This window comes from Kribbella sp. NPDC049174, assembly GCF_043197365.1.
Classification (GTDB): Bacteria; Actinomycetota; Actinomycetes; order Propionibacteriales; family Kribbellaceae; genus Kribbella.
Genome location: NZ_JBICSZ010000002.1, coordinates 748,586 through 761,582, shown reverse-complemented (window position 1 = coordinate 761,582; position 12,997 = coordinate 748,586). Strand labels below are relative to the sequence as shown.

Below are 12,997 nucleotides of genomic sequence, written 5' to 3'. Positions count from 1 at the left end.
AGCGGCCAAGCAGTATCTACACGAGCAGGGGTCGGAAACCGTCGCGCAAGGCGTGGGACGTGCACCCGCTGGGGCGACTCGCGTCCCGGTCCAACGGCACGTCGAGCCAAGCGACACCACCCGTCGACAGCTACCTCGGGCTGTGCAAGACCTGCCCTCTAGCGCGGAACCCGTTCGAAGGCCTCACGGTTTGCTGCCGTGAAAGCATCGGCAACCAAGGCGTGATCGCCGAGAACGACCCGGCCGAGCAGGAGAAGTCGGTCAAATGGAACTCGCTGCTGTGCAACCTGATCGTGTTCCACACCGCGATCGACATGATGGAGGTCATCCGGCAGCTGGTTACCGAGGGGTGGCAGGTGACCGCTGAGGATCTGGCCCAGCTCTCGCCCGACCTGACCTCCCACATCCCCCGGTTCGGCGCCACGCAACCGACGAACTCCACACCCCGCCGAACGTGTTCGACCCCGCGCTGGACGAGGTCGACTTTGGCGGCGAACAGCCCGCGGCCGCGTAGCAGGGCACGGTAACGCGGCAGAGGGTTGGTTTAGCGCTCCCCCATGCAGGGCGACACTGAAGGGCCGAGAATCCTCCATCGCTCACGCAGCACGCGTAACCCACGCAAATGTCCGCGGCCGGGCGCTCGTCCGGGATCGGCGCCGGCTCGATGCTGGCGACAGCGCGGCTGGACCATCCCGGCGCGCGATGCCGGTGGGGCGTCGGCGATGCTGTGGGCATGGAGTACGTGTCCAGAGTGCCGCGACCGCCGCTGGACGGGCTGATCGACGACCTCTACTACCTGGAGGGTGTGCCGCCGTACGCCCTGCTGACGCTGCCGCCGGCGCCGTCGGCGTTGCTCATCGTCAACCTCGGGGCACCGTTCCGCATCCGCGCCGGCACCGACATCGAGACGGCCGAGTACGCCGACGGCTGCGTGGTCACCATGCCCACCCGCGCGTGGGAGTTCGGCTACCCGTTCCGGACCCGGTCTGTCGGCGTGCACGTCAAGCCGTGGGGGCTGGCGCCGTTCCTGCCGATGCCCGCGGCCGAGCTGTGTGACCGGCCGGTGACGATAGAGCAGGTTTGGGGCCGGCCCGCCATTGCTGAGCTGAGAGACCGGCTGGCGACGGCGGACGGACCGCACGAGATGCTGACACTGCTCGAGGAGGAGCTGATGCGACGGCTGTGCGAGACCGCCGGCCTGGGGCTGGTCCGCCATACGAGCAGCGTCATCGCGGCGACCAGCGGGGCGGTGGCGATCGGCGACCTGAGCGTGGCAGCCGGTGTCAGCAGCACTCATCTGGCACAGCGCTTCAAGGAGCTCATCGGCGTCACGCCGAAGCGGCTGGCCCGCAGCTACCGCTTCGCCGCCACCGTGCTCGCGATCAACCCCGCCGGACCGATCGACTGGGGCGACCTCGCCGGTGGCGCAGGCTACTTCGACCAGGCCCACTTCGGCCACGAGTTCCAGGCCTTCACCGGGCTCACGCCGACCCGGTACGTCGAAGTCCGGCGGCGGTTCCTGCGCGAACATCCCGGCCACGTGCTGGACGGCTGGCCGCTGCCGGCCGATTGATTTCTTACAAGAGCGACAGCTCACGACACGCTAATTTGGGGGCACCCAAAGGAAAGGAGAGCGCCGTGGGCAAGGTGGTCATGTACAGCTCGGTGTCGGTGGACGGCTTCATCGCGGACGCGAATGACCAGCCCGGACCGCTGTTCGACTGGTTGACCAGCGGTGACGTCCCGTTGGACGAGAGCGGCGTGCTCAAGCTGTCGCAGGCGTCCTACGACTACACCCGGGCGTACTGGGACCAGATCGGGGCGACGATCGCCGGCCGCCACGTCTTCGACCTGACGGACGGCTGGGACGGGAAGCCTCCGGGCGGGGTCGACCACGTGGTCGTCGTGACGCACCGGCCGAAGCCCGAGGGCTGGGACCCCGAGGCGCCGTTTCACTTCGTCGACGGCGTCGAGGCAGCCGTGGCCAAGGCGCAGGAGCTTGCCGGTGACCGCATCGTCGAGGTCGCCGCCGGCGACGTCGGTGGCCAGGCGCTTGCCGCAGGCCTGGTCGACGATGTGCGCATGGACGTCGTACCCGTCGTGTTCGGGTCCGGCAAGCGCTACTTCGGGTCGGTCGACGCGCAGCACCTGTTGGAGGATCCTGACGTGGTGATTCAGGGCAACCGGGTGCTTCACCTGCGCTATCGGGTGCGCCGTTGACCGATCTGAGCCGGTACGCGAAGAAGTCCACTGCGAACGGTGACACTGCGTTTGCGCATCGCTGTCCCTGGTCGCGCAGCCGACGCCGATCCGCCCCAGCACCTCACCTGCGGCAAGTTCAACTCAAGATCACTGGGTGCCGGTTTCCGTCGTATCTTCGGCCGACCCCAGGAAGAGCGGCTCTTCACCAATGCAGGGTGTAGTCGGGGTCTGAATCCGGCTGTCTCGAGTAGGGATCGGGCGATGTAGTTGGTGAGGTTGCGGAAGCCGAGGGCGAGCCGCGCAGGTGCTCCAGGCGGCCGTTGATTCCGGTGAGCGGGATCGTCACTGCATCGTGGGGCGGGCCTGGGCGAAGATCCAGCGGTGGCCTTCGAGGTCGTCGGCCTCGTAGCGGCGGTAGCCGTGCTGGTGGATCTCGGAGACGATCTTGGCGCCGTTCTCGGAACTGCGGGCGAAGTGCGCGTCGAGGTCGTCGACGTACACCCAGACCTCATGATCCAGCCCGCCGACGCGTTCCTCGGTCAGTTTGAAGAGCAGGATCGCCGCGGAGCCGACGTGCAGCTCGATCCAGGACGGGTCCTCACCCTCGGCCGGGATCTTGTCCCACGACCCCAGGCCGAAGACCGAGTGCAGCCATCGCGCCGCGCCGGCCGGATCCTCGTAGTACAAGGCGATCGAGAGCCGGTCAAGCTCACGCGGGGTCTGCGGTACGTCGCGCCGGTCGATCCACTGCGGCACCCAGTGGAGGATGTTGGGCCAGAAGTAGAACGCTTTCGAGCCACCCTGGACCAGGGACTGTACGACGGTGACGCGAGTGCCGCCGTCGAGGGCGTCGAAGCTGATCCGCGTCTCGGTGTCGTCGACCGAACTGCGGTACGCGAGCACCGCACCGGGCTCCCAGTCGGTGATCGTGCCCAGCTCGAGTACGTCGTCCGGCGGCGAGTACACCTCGAGGATGCGGCCGCCGACGCCCGGCTCGATCTGCATCGCGGTGGCCCGGGCGGAGTCGAAGAAGTTGATCGGGCCGCGGACCCACCACAGGTCGATCTCCTCGGTGAAGATGCGGAACGCGGTCGCGGGATCGGCGGCGACCTCGACCGACGCCGATGCGGACTGCTTGGTCGTCATCATGACTCCTTCTGCTCGACGTGTCGTTTGAACGAGCCCAACTGGTCTCGCCAGTGCGCCTGCACCTGGTCCAGCCAGGCCTGCACGGCGACCACGGGCTCGGGGTTCAGCCGGAAGATCCGCACCCGCGCGTCGTCGGGCCCGCGCTCGTCGGCGACCAGCCCGGCCGACAGCAGGATCCGCAGGTGCCGGCTCATCGCGGGTGACGAGGAACCGGTCGCGGCGGCCAACTGGCCGGCGCGCTGCGGGCCTTCGCCGAGCAGCCGCACCACCTGACGCCGGGTCGGATCAGCCAGTACTTCGAAGAACCGATCGACCTGATCTTCCACCATGGCGCAATAGTTAACCCGACGTACAACTATTGTCAACTGCTGGAAGAACCTCCCGCCTGATTGGATGAGCCGCATGAGTGAAAGAGATGTCGAGAAGGACTACTCGGTCGCCGACTTCGCGGCCAAGCTGCGGCGGCTGGCGGATGCCCTGGAGACGGGCAAGCCGTTCCGGATCCAGATCGCGGGCGAGCGGTTCACCGTGCCGAAGAACGCCCGGATCAGCGTCGAGCACGAGCGCGGCGACAGCGAGGAAGAGGTCGAGTTCCAGCTGAAGTGGGCCATCGCCGACGCCGACGAAGCCCCCGAAGACGACGACACCGAGGTCTAGCCGAGGGCCGGCCGGTGCCCACGACGTTGGGGGCACCGGCCGGAGTCTGGTCTGCCGCCCTCAGCTGGAAATACGGACCTGGGCCACGTGGCAGGCGACTTGGGAGTCGGCCTGTGCGGGGAGGATCGAGAGGGCAGTCGAGTGGCAGGCGTCGGTGCCGGCGCCGGCAGCTACCAGTTGGCAGCGGGGGTGGAAGCGGCAGCCGGTGGGGATGCGGGTGGGGTCGGGTGGCTCACCACTCAGGACGATCCGCTGCGGGGACTCGGGGAGGACCGACAGCAGTGCCCGCGTGTACGGGTGCTGCGGATTCGTCAGCACCTCCTCAGTAGGCCCGGACTCGACGATCCGGCCGAGGTACATGACCGCGACCCGGTCGGCGATGTTCCACGCCAGCCCGAGATCGTGCGTCACCACCAGCGCGGCCAGACCGAGCTCGTCACGCAACCGCAGGAGCAACGCGAGGATCTCGCCACGGACCGACGCGTCCAGCGAGGCGACCGGTTCGTCGGCGATCAGCACTTTCGGGTTCAACGCCAACGCCCCTGCGATCACGACCCGCTGCCGTTGACCGCCCGACAGCTCATGCGGGTACCGCAGGAAGAACCGCTCAGGTGGTCGCAAACCCGCGCGCGACAAGGCGCTCGTGACCACCGCCTCCTCATCCGGCAGCCCATGGATCCGCGGGCCCTCGGCAACCGCCTCGTAAACGGTCTGCCGTGGATTCAGCGAGCCCATCGGATCCTGCAGCACCAGCTGGACCTGCCGGCGGAACGCGCGCAGGCGACGTCCGGTGTAGCTCAGGGGCGTGCCGTCGTACGAGACCTGACCGGAGGTCGGGCGTTCGAGGCCGAGCAGGGTCCGGGCCAGGGTGGTCTTGCCGCAGCCGGATTCGCCGACCAGCGCGACGATCTCGCCGGCGCCGACGGACAGGTTGACGCCGTCCACCGCCCGCGCGCGTCGGCCGCGTGACGCGAACTCGACCGCAACATCAGTTGCCTCTAGCAAGTTCCCTCCCCCACCAGTACGCAGGCCGCGGTACGACCCTGACCCGCCGGACGCAGCTCGACGGCAGCCGTCGAACAGGACTCCAGCGCCACCGGACACCGCGGATGGAACGAGCACCCATCAGGCAACTGCTGCGGATCCGGCGGATCGCCCGCGAGACCGCGCGGCGCCAACCGCGACGCCGGATCGCCCACGGTCGGGAACGCGGCCGCGAGCGCCTTGCTGTACGGATGCTGGAAGTCCCCGGCCGAAGGACCGGACTCGACCAACCGACCGGCGTACATCACGGCCAGCCGGTCGCACACGTCCGCGAGCACGGACAGATCGTGCGAGATCATCAGCAGTGAGATGTCGTGCTCGGCGATCAACTGCCGGATCAGCGTGAGCACCTGCGCCTGCACCATCAGGTCGAGCGCGGTGGTCGGCTCGTCCGCGATGATCAGCCGCGGCGAGCAGGCCAATGCCATCGCGATCATGACTCGTTGCCGTTGGCCACCACTGAGTTCGTGCGGGTAACTCCGCGCCCGCCAGGTCGGCAATCCGACCTGCTCCAGCAACTCCCGAACCCGGACAGACGCCTCGGCCGGCGAAGCCAACCGGTGCACCAGCAAGGGCTCGGCGATCTGGTCCCCGATCCGCTGCACCGGGTTCAACCCGTGCTGCGCACCCTGGAACACGATCGACGCCGCGGACCACCGGACCGCCCGCAACCGGCCCCAGTTCATGGTCAGGACGTCCTCGCCGTCCAGCACAATGCGCCCTTCGAGACGCGCGGACCGCGGCAACAGCCGCAGCAGTGCCATCGCGATGGAAGACTTCCCCGACCCCGACTCCCCCGCCAGTCCGAGAGCCTCACCGGCCTCCAACGACAGAGACACACCCCGTACGGCGGGAACGTCGCCGGATGCGATCCGGTAGGTGACGGACAGATCGTCCAACTCGAGCAGACCCATCACGCCGTCCTCGTCCGCAACCGGGGATTGAGCACACTCTCCAACGCCCGCCCGCACAAGGTGAACGCCATCACCACGATCACGATGCACAGACCCGGCACGAGGATGTACCACCACGCACCGGCGGTGGCCGCACCCCAGTCGTATGAGCCGCGCAACATCGTCCCCCAGGAGGTCTTGTTCGCACTCACCCCGAGGAACGCAAGTGTCGACTCGGTGACGATCGCACTCGCCACCTCGAGCGTCGTACTTGCCAACAGCAACGGTGCGACGTTGGGCAGCACGTGCCGGGTGGTGATGTGCCAGTGGCCGGCGCCGAGGGCGAGAGACCGTTCGATGTACGGGCGTGCTTCCACAGCCAGCGTCTGGGCCCGGATCAGCCGGGCCGTCGACGGCCAGGACGTCACCCCGATCGCGACGATGATGGTCGCCGTACTGCCGCCGAGAATCGCGGCCAGCACCAGTGCGGTGACCAGCGACGGCAGCACCAGGAACCAATCGGTGATGCGCAGGATGATCGCCCCGAACCAACCGCGGAAGTGCCCGGCCGCGATCCCGAGCACGGTCCCGATCACCATGCTCAGCAGAGCCGCGAGGAACCCGATCAGCAGCGAGGTCCGCGAACCCCACCAGATCATCAGCAGCACCGAGCGCCCGGACTCGTCGGTGCCGAGTGGATAGTCGAAACTCGGCGGCGCCATCTTCTCGCCGGTCCCGCTGACGACGTTCGTCACACCCGAATCGATGAACAGCGGCGCGATCAGCGCCAGCAGCACAGCCAGCACCAGGATGGCGAGCCCCACCATCCCGGCCCGGTGCGTCCGGAACTCACCCCAGAACCGCTTGAACGCCCGCTGCCGGCGGGTCCACGTCACGCTGCTCATGCCGACCTCACCCGTGGATCCAGCACGTGGTAGACGACGTCTGCCAGCGTGTTCATCACGATCACCGACACCGTGATCAGCAGGAACGTGCCCTGCATCAAGGTGAAGTCCGGCACCCGGATCGCCTCGTAGAACAGCTGCCCAAGCCCCGGCCAGCTGAAGATCGCCTCGACCGTCACCGCACCCCCGACCACGAACCCGATCCGCATGAACACCAACGTCACCGTCGGCAGCAGTGCGTTCGGTACGGCGTGCTTGCGCCGGATGTCGTCGTCACGCAAACCCTTGGCCCGCGCCGTCGTGATGTAGTCCTGCCCGACCTCGTCCAGCACCGACGACCGCATCACCAGCAGGTACTGCGCGTAGACGACGGCAACCATGGTCAGACACGGCAACACCATGTGCTGCGCGACGTCCAGCACGTACGCGAACCCGTCGGGCGCGTCCACACTCGAGCTCCCCCGCGTCGGGAAGAGACCGGGGATCGGCCCGACCCCGGCCGCGAACACCATCAGCAGCAGCAACCCGAGCCAGAACGTCGGCACCGACCACAACACCAGCGAGATCGCGGTCGAGAACTTGTCGAACCGGCTGCCCGGCTTCCAGCCCGCCCGCGCGCCCTGCCAGAGCCCGAGGCTGACCGCCATCACCAGCGCGGTCCCGGTGAGCAGCAGCGTCGACCCGATCCGCTCCCCGATCAGGTCCAGCACCGGCCGCTTGTACTCGTAGGAGGTCCCGAGGTCGAACTGCAGTGTCTGCTTGACGAAATGCAGGAACTGCTCCGGCACCGACTTGTCCAGCCCGAGCCGGGCCCGTTCGAGATCGAGTTGCTCCGGTGTCATGTTCCGGCCCTGCGCGAGCGCCCGGACCGGGTCACCCGGCAGCAGCCGGAACAGGAAGAACGTCGCGACGATGACCATCGCGATACTGAACAGGGCCCCGCCCGCCTTGGTCGCCGCGTAGCGCAGCAGACCGTGGCGGGCCGGGTTCTCCTCCAGTACCTCGGCAGCCGGCTGGGTGACCGGCGGTGTTGCTGTCATTCGCGCTCGTCGGCGGCACCCTGGCGACGCCGCAGCAGGAAGAACCCGGCGATGGCCAGGACGCCGACGCCACCCGCGACTCCACCGATCACGCCCGCACTCGAACCGCCCTCGTCCGTACTCGCGGCATCGTTCGTCACCGCTTCCAGCGTGTAGAACGGCCAGTAGCCGCTACCGCCGTACAGCATGCCCTTGTCCTCCGGGATCGGCGTGACCTTGGCGATCCGGTCCTTGCGGTAGCCCTCGAGGTTGTTCGGGTAGTAGAGCGCGATCACCGGTGCGTCGGTGTAGAGCCGCTCCTCCATCTTCTTGATGATCTCGGCCCGCTTCGGCCGGTCGAGCTCCTTCTGCTGCTGCTTGTAGAGGTCCTCGTACTGCGGGTCGCAGTAGAACGACTCGGTGCCGCCGCCCTCGCCGGACGCGGTCGGCCGCCGGCTGCACAGGTGCGTGGCCAGCACCTCCTCCGGGTCCGGGTTCACCGACCAGCCGCTGATCGCGATGTCGAACAGCGCCGTCGTCCCGGTCTCCTCGGTGAACTTGCTCGAGTCGAGCCGCTTGGTGGACAGCTGGATACCGATCTCCTTCAACCAGCCGGTCAGGTACTCGGACAGCTTGTCCTCGATCGGGGTGTCGGTGTGGATGCTGAACCGGAACTGCAGCTTCCGCGACCCGTCCGGCATCGTCCGGATGCCGTCGGCACCCTTCTTGTATCCGGCGTCGTCCAGGATCTTGTTGGCCTTGGCAACGTCGTACCCGACCTTCTTGTCGCCCTCGGCCTGCCAGAAGAAGTCCTTGTACATCGGCGGGATGATCGATCCGTCAGCCGGCTGGGCGAGGCCGTTCTGCACCTCGTCGACGAGTTTCTGCTTGTCGATCGCGTAGTGCAGCGCCTGCCGGACCAGCGGGTCCTTCAGCGCCGGGTGCCCGTCACCGATCGGCTTGTTGTCGCTGGTGGTGGCGCCGTGGTTGATCTGCAGGTACGTCGCCCGCCGGCCGGCCGTGTTCCACTGGACGATGTTCTCGTCGCCCTTGAGCGACTCGAAGTCCGGCGGCGCGAGCCGGCCGATCAGGTCGATGTCACCCTTCTTCAGCCCGACGATCGCGGCCGCCGGGTTGTCGTAGAAGATCATCTGCAGTTCGTCGATCTTCGGGGCGCCACGCCAGTAGTTCGGGTTGGCCTGGAGCTTCACGTACTGGTCCTTCTTGCTCTCCACCGCGATGTACGGACCACTGCCGACGGTCGGATAGACGTCGGCCTCGTACTTCGCGATGTCCGGCACCTTCTCCCAGACGTGCTTCGGCATGATCGGGACCGGGTTGTCCAGCATCGACGCCTGCGGGGCCTTCAGCTTGATGGTCAACTCCTGGCCGTTCGCGGTGACGCTGGCGAAGTTCTCCACCGCCGGGCCGTTCCCGGTCTTGGCGGCGTCGTCGGTCATCATCTTGTTGAACGTCCAGGCCGCGTCGGCCGCGGTCACCGGCTGCCCGTCCGACCACTTCGCCTCGCGGATCTTGAACGTCCAGGTCAGGCCGTCGGGTGACGTCGTCCAGGACTCGGCCAGGTCGGGACTCGGCTGCAGGGTCTTGGAGTCCGGCACGGTCAGGAAGCCGTACATCCACCGCTGGAGCGATCCGGACACCAGCCGGACGGCCAGGAACGGGTTCATCGAGTCCACCGCCTGGGTGACCCCGACCCGGATGACCTTCTTCGACGGTTCAGCGGCGTTGGCCGCCGTACCGGGTAGTGCCGCAAGTGCCAGTAGTCCGGCGGCAGCGATTGCTGCCAGCACCTTCCTCATCCGCCCCACACACCTTCCGCCCAGTCATGTGTATTGGGGAAGAAAACACACCAGCAAGCGCTCTCCTGTCAACGAGCTACGGAAATTTGTCACTGGAACGTTTCCGAAGCAGTAATCATTTTCCTCTTGACTACACGGTCGTGTAGTAGTTTGCTCTTGTGTGTAGCGAGAGGAAGTGACATGGACCGACCGGCCGACGATCTGACCGCACGGGCCCGGATCCGGGACGCGGCGATGAAGCTGTTCACCGAGCGTGGTATCGAGGGCGCCTCGATCCGCGACATCGCGGCCGAGGCGGGCGTCTCGTCCGGCCTGGTCCGGCACCACTTCGGCTCCAAGCAGGCCTTGCGCGAGGCCTGCGACCAGTACGCGAAGGAGCGGATGCTGCAGATCGGCGAGGAGCTGGTCTTCCAGGGCGGCGCGGCCCAGACCGACATCTCCGCGGTGCACCCGATCACGATGCCGCTGCAGACGTACCTGGTCCGCTCGATGATGGACGGCTCGGAGACCGCGACCGCGCTGTTCCTGGAGATGGTCGACGCGGGCGAGGAGTTCACCAAGACGCTCGGTACCGAGCCCAGCGACCGGCGGGCGTACGCCGCGGTGCTGGCGGCGATGAAGATGGGCGTCTTCGTGCTCCGCGACCAGGTCTCGAAGGCGATCGGCGAGGACATCGCCGGTCCCAGCGGCTATGCCCGGCTGACCAAGGCGATGCTCGACGTCTTCACCATCCCGGTGGTGACGCCTGAGCAGCTCGAACAACTACGGAAGTACTCAGAGGAGCAATGACCATGGCTGACTCGACGTCGGCGATCAGTACCGAAGGCTTGGTGAAGACGTTCGGGCCCACCCGCGCCCTGGACGGCCTCGACCTCACGATCCGCGCCGGTGAGGTGCACGGCTTCCTCGGCCCGAACGGCGCCGGGAAGACCACCACCATCCGGATCCTGCTCGGGCTGACCCGGGCCACCTCCGGGACCGCGCGCCTCCTCGACGGCGACCCGTGGTCGGATGCGACCGAGCTGCACAAGCGGCTGGCCTACGTCCCTGGCGACGTGACCCTTTGGCCGAACCTGTCCGGAGGCGAGGCGATCGATCTGCTCGGCCGGATGCGCGGCGGGCTGGACAAGAAGCGCAAGGCCGAGCTGCTCGAGCGCTTCGACCTGGACCCGCGGAAGAAGGCGCGGACGTACTCGAAGGGCAACCGCCAGAAGGTCGCGCTGGTCGCCGCGCTCGCCACCGACGTCGAGCTGCTGCTGCTCGACGAGCCGACCTCCGGCCTCGACCCGTTGATGGAAGAGGTGTTCCGCGAGGTCGTTCAAGAGGTGAGCGACCGGGACGGCCGGACCGTCCTGCTGTCCAGCCACATCCTGTCCGAGGTCGAGGCGCTGTGCGATCGGGTCACCATCATCCGCGCCGGTCGCGCCGTCGAGAGCGGCACGTTGTCCGAGCTGCGGCACCTGACCCGTACGTCGATCAAGGCCGAGCTGGTCGGGCCGATGAACGGTCTTGCCCAGCTGAACGGCATTCACGACCTGCAGGTCGAGGACGGCCAGGTGCGGTTCGACGTCGACACCGACGAGATCAACCCGGTGCTGAAGCGGCTCACCGAGATCGGCGTACGGAGTCTGGTCAGCCAGCCGCCGACGCTGGAGGAGCTGTTCCTGCGGCTGTACGAGCCGGAGGGATCACGATGAAGACGCTCGCCGGCACCGGGGGTCTGGTCCGGCTGATCCTGCGCCGCGACCGGATCCTGCTGCCGCTGTGGATCCTGCCGCTGGCGCTGATCCCGATCAGCTACGTGCAGTCGTTCGGCGAACTGTTCCCGACGGCGGGGTCGCGGCAGCAGTACGCGAGCAACGCCGGTTTCATCACCCTGTACGGCGAGCTGTCCGGGACCAGTCTGGGTGAGTTCATCACCTGGCGGGTCGGCTTCGTGCCGGTGATGATCGGGCTGTTCAGCCTGCTCACGGTGATCCGGCACACCCGGGTCGAGGAGGAGACCGGCCGGGCCGAGTTGCTCGGGTCGAGTGTCGTCGGCCGGCACGCCGGGCTGGCGGCCGCGTTGCTGGTGACGTTCGCGGCCAACCTGGTGCTCGCCGTACTGCTTGCCCTGGGCATGCAGAGCCAGGACCTGCCGGCCGCCGGGTCGGTTGCCCTCGGCCTCGAATTCCTCTGTGCCGGTTGGCTCTTCGCGGCCGTCGGCGCCGTCGCGGCCCAGCTCACCGCGAGCGCCTCGACGGCGCGCGGCATCGCGATCACCGTTCTCGGTGCGGCGTACGTACTGCGGGCGGCCGGTGACACGAGCGCTCGCACAGACGGCCCGCTCGCGTGGTTGTCGTGGCTGTCCCCGATCGCCTGGGCCCAACGGATCCACCCGTACGGCGCCAACCAGTGGGGACTGGCCGTATTGGTGCTCGCGGCAACCGTCGTACTCGTTGCCGCCGCCATCTATCTCTCGGTACGGCGGGACGTTGGCGCCGGACTGTTGCCCGCCAAGCTCGGACCGGCCGACGGCGATTTGGCCTCGCCACTGGGGTTGGCCTGGCGGTTGCATCGCGGGCTGTTGGTGTCGTGGCTGGCCGGATTCGCCTTGCTGGGCTTGCTGTTCGGCGGTGTGGCCGACGGCGTCGGCGACCTGATGCGCGACGATCCCGCGGTGCAGGAGGTGTTTGCACGCCTCGGTGGTGCGGCAGGACTGATCGACTCGTTCTTCGCCGGGGTGATGACGATCATCGGTTTGATCGCGTCGGCGTACGCCGTCCAGGCGACGCTGCGACTGCGGGCCGAGGAGACGAGCGGACGGGCCGAGCCGGTGTTGTCGACGGCAGTCGGACGACTGCCGTGGGCCGCGAGTCACCTGGCCTTCGGGCTGCTCGGTCCGGCGCTGGCGTTGCTGGTATCCGGCGTCACGGCGGGGTTGGCGTACGGTGCGGCGATCGGCGATGTGGGTGGGCAGGTGCCGCGGCTGATCGGTGCGGCGATGGTGCAACTTCCGGCCGTGTGGTTTCTGGCCGGGCTGACGATCGCGATCTTCGGCCTGTTCCCGCGGCTGTCCGCGGTCGCGTGGGCCGGGCCGGCGATCTGCATGCTGATCGGGTTCACCAGCGCCGGTGTGCAACTGGACGAGTGGGTCCGGGACATCTCGCCGTTCAGCCATCTCCCCCAGTTGCCGGGCGGCTCGACCTCGGCCGCGCCGGTGATCACGTTGGTCGCGATCGCCGTTGTCCTGGGAGTTGTCGGTCTGGTCGGCCTGCGGCGCCGGGATCTGCCGGTCGGCTGACCGGGCTGACTCGCGGTCAGCGGTC

14 protein-coding genes are annotated in these 12,997 nt (G+C 67.8%); 7 read left to right on the top strand and 7 right to left on the bottom strand.

The annotated features are described in order from the left end of the window. Positions 1-59 precede the first annotated feature (59 nt). The 3 genes from ACGFIF_RS14170 to ACGFIF_RS14160 all read left to right on the top strand — a co-directional run bounded on the left by ACGFIF_RS14170 (position 60) and on the right by ACGFIF_RS14160 (position 2,220). Positions 60-527 carry a Tn3 family transposase gene (locus ACGFIF_RS14170; RefSeq protein ID WP_393154668.1) on the top strand — a complete coding sequence of 156 codons (468 nt, stop codon included), beginning with the start codon at positions 60-62 and terminating at the stop codon, positions 525-527. A gap of 95 nt (positions 528-622) precedes the next feature. Further along, on the top strand, positions 623-1,573 hold the full coding sequence (locus tag ACGFIF_RS14165) for a helix-turn-helix domain-containing protein (protein WP_393154667.1): 951 nt from the start codon (positions 623-625) through the stop codon (positions 1,571-1,573). Between the two features lie 65 nt (positions 1,574-1,638). After that, on the top strand, positions 1,639-2,220 hold the full coding sequence (locus tag ACGFIF_RS14160) for a dihydrofolate reductase family protein (RefSeq protein ID WP_393154666.1): 582 nt from the start codon (positions 1,639-1,641) through the stop codon (positions 2,218-2,220). A gap of 324 nt (positions 2,221-2,544) precedes the next feature. On the opposite strand, the gene ACGFIF_RS14155 is transcribed toward ACGFIF_RS14160, so the two are convergent. Then, positions 2,545-3,348, bottom strand: a complete 804-nt coding sequence (locus tag ACGFIF_RS14155) for a VOC family protein (RefSeq protein ID WP_393154665.1) — start codon at positions 3,346-3,348, stop codon at positions 2,545-2,547. Further along, positions 3,348-3,680, bottom strand: coding sequence for an ArsR/SmtB family transcription factor (locus ACGFIF_RS14150; RefSeq protein WP_393154664.1), 333 nt, complete (start codon positions 3,678-3,680; stop codon positions 3,348-3,350). The genes ACGFIF_RS14155 and ACGFIF_RS14150 overlap by 1 nt, the downstream gene beginning before the upstream one ends. A gap of 73 nt (positions 3,681-3,753) precedes the next feature. Between ACGFIF_RS14150 and ACGFIF_RS14145 the strand changes: the two genes are divergently transcribed. After that, positions 3,754-4,008 carry an amphi-Trp domain-containing protein gene (locus ACGFIF_RS14145; protein WP_393154663.1) on the top strand — a complete coding sequence of 85 codons (255 nt, stop codon included), beginning with the start codon at positions 3,754-3,756 and terminating at the stop codon, positions 4,006-4,008. Between the two features lie 60 nt (positions 4,009-4,068). Here the strand turns inward: ACGFIF_RS14145 and ACGFIF_RS14140 are convergent, their stop codons facing one another. Genes ACGFIF_RS14140 through ACGFIF_RS14120 form a run of 5 tightly spaced genes read right to left on the bottom strand, consistent with a single transcriptional unit; the run spans position 4,069 to position 9,689 of the window. After that, on the bottom strand, positions 4,069-5,013 hold the full coding sequence (locus ACGFIF_RS14140) for an ABC transporter ATP-binding protein (protein WP_393154662.1): 945 nt from the start codon (positions 5,011-5,013) through the stop codon (positions 4,069-4,071). Then, positions 5,007-5,966 carry an ABC transporter ATP-binding protein gene (locus ACGFIF_RS14135; protein ID WP_393154661.1) on the bottom strand — a complete coding sequence of 320 codons (960 nt, stop codon included), beginning with the start codon at positions 5,964-5,966 and terminating at the stop codon, positions 5,007-5,009. Before ACGFIF_RS14135 ends, ACGFIF_RS14140 begins: the two co-directional genes overlap by 7 nt. Beyond that, positions 5,966-6,850 (bottom strand): ABC transporter permease, encoded by an 885-nt coding sequence (locus ACGFIF_RS14130; protein ID WP_393154660.1) that lies wholly within the window; start codon positions 6,848-6,850, stop codon positions 5,966-5,968. Before ACGFIF_RS14130 ends, ACGFIF_RS14135 begins: the two co-directional genes overlap by 1 nt. After that, positions 6,847-7,890: an ABC transporter permease gene (locus ACGFIF_RS14125; protein WP_393154659.1), complete on the bottom strand. Its 1,044-nt coding sequence runs from the start codon at positions 7,888-7,890 to the stop codon at positions 6,847-6,849. Before ACGFIF_RS14125 ends, ACGFIF_RS14130 begins: the two co-directional genes overlap by 4 nt. Next, positions 7,887-9,689 carry an ABC transporter substrate-binding protein gene (locus ACGFIF_RS14120; protein ID WP_393154658.1) on the bottom strand — a complete coding sequence of 601 codons (1,803 nt, stop codon included), beginning with the start codon at positions 9,687-9,689 and terminating at the stop codon, positions 7,887-7,889. Before ACGFIF_RS14120 ends, ACGFIF_RS14125 begins: the two co-directional genes overlap by 4 nt. 180 nt (positions 9,690-9,869) lie before the next feature. Between ACGFIF_RS14120 and ACGFIF_RS14115 the strand changes: the two genes are divergently transcribed. From ACGFIF_RS14115 to ACGFIF_RS14105, 3 genes are read left to right on the top strand one after another with little or no spacing between them, the layout of a single operon-like run. Continuing rightward, positions 9,870-10,478 carry a TetR family transcriptional regulator gene (locus ACGFIF_RS14115; RefSeq protein WP_393154657.1) on the top strand — a complete coding sequence of 203 codons (609 nt, stop codon included), beginning with the start codon at positions 9,870-9,872 and terminating at the stop codon, positions 10,476-10,478. Further along, complete coding sequence (locus ACGFIF_RS14110; protein WP_393154656.1) at positions 10,475-11,386, top strand: ATP-binding cassette domain-containing protein; 912 nt, start codon at positions 10,475-10,477, stop codon at positions 11,384-11,386. Before ACGFIF_RS14115 ends, ACGFIF_RS14110 begins: the two co-directional genes overlap by 4 nt. Next, positions 11,383-12,972: an ABC transporter permease gene (locus ACGFIF_RS14105; protein WP_393154655.1), complete on the top strand. Its 1,590-nt coding sequence runs from the start codon at positions 11,383-11,385 to the stop codon at positions 12,970-12,972. The genes ACGFIF_RS14110 and ACGFIF_RS14105 overlap by 4 nt, the downstream gene beginning before the upstream one ends. Positions 12,973-12,997: the final 25 nt, after the last annotated feature.

Coding starts and splice junctions, on each gene's coding strand:
- ACGFIF_RS14165 (WP_393154667.1), top strand. CDS start 623: ATGTCCGCGGCCGGGCGCTCGTCCGGGATCGGCGCCGGCTCGATGCTG.
- ACGFIF_RS14155 (WP_393154665.1), bottom strand. CDS start 3,348: ATGACGACCAAGCAGTCCGCATCGGCGTCGGTCGAGGTCGCCGCCGAT.
- ACGFIF_RS14150 (WP_393154664.1), bottom strand. CDS start 3,680: ATGGTGGAAGATCAGGTCGATCGGTTCTTCGAAGTACTGGCTGATCCG.
- ACGFIF_RS14145 (WP_393154663.1), top strand. CDS start 3,754: ATGAGTGAAAGAGATGTCGAGAAGGACTACTCGGTCGCCGACTTCGCG.
- ACGFIF_RS14135 (WP_393154661.1), bottom strand. CDS start 5,966: ATGGGTCTGCTCGAGTTGGACGATCTGTCCGTCACCTACCGGATCGCA.
- ACGFIF_RS14130 (WP_393154660.1), bottom strand. CDS start 6,850: ATGAGCAGCGTGACGTGGACCCGCCGGCAGCGGGCGTTCAAGCGGTTC.
- ACGFIF_RS14125 (WP_393154659.1), bottom strand. CDS start 7,890: ATGACAGCAACACCGCCGGTCACCCAGCCGGCTGCCGAGGTACTGGAG.
- ACGFIF_RS14120 (WP_393154658.1), bottom strand. CDS start 9,689: ATGAGGAAGGTGCTGGCAGCAATCGCTGCCGCCGGACTACTGGCACTT.
- ACGFIF_RS14115 (WP_393154657.1), top strand. CDS start 9,870: ATGGACCGACCGGCCGACGATCTGACCGCACGGGCCCGGATCCGGGAC.
- ACGFIF_RS14110 (WP_393154656.1), top strand. CDS start 10,475: ATGACCATGGCTGACTCGACGTCGGCGATCAGTACCGAAGGCTTGGTG.
- ACGFIF_RS14105 (WP_393154655.1), top strand. CDS start 11,383: ATGAAGACGCTCGCCGGCACCGGGGGTCTGGTCCGGCTGATCCTGCGC.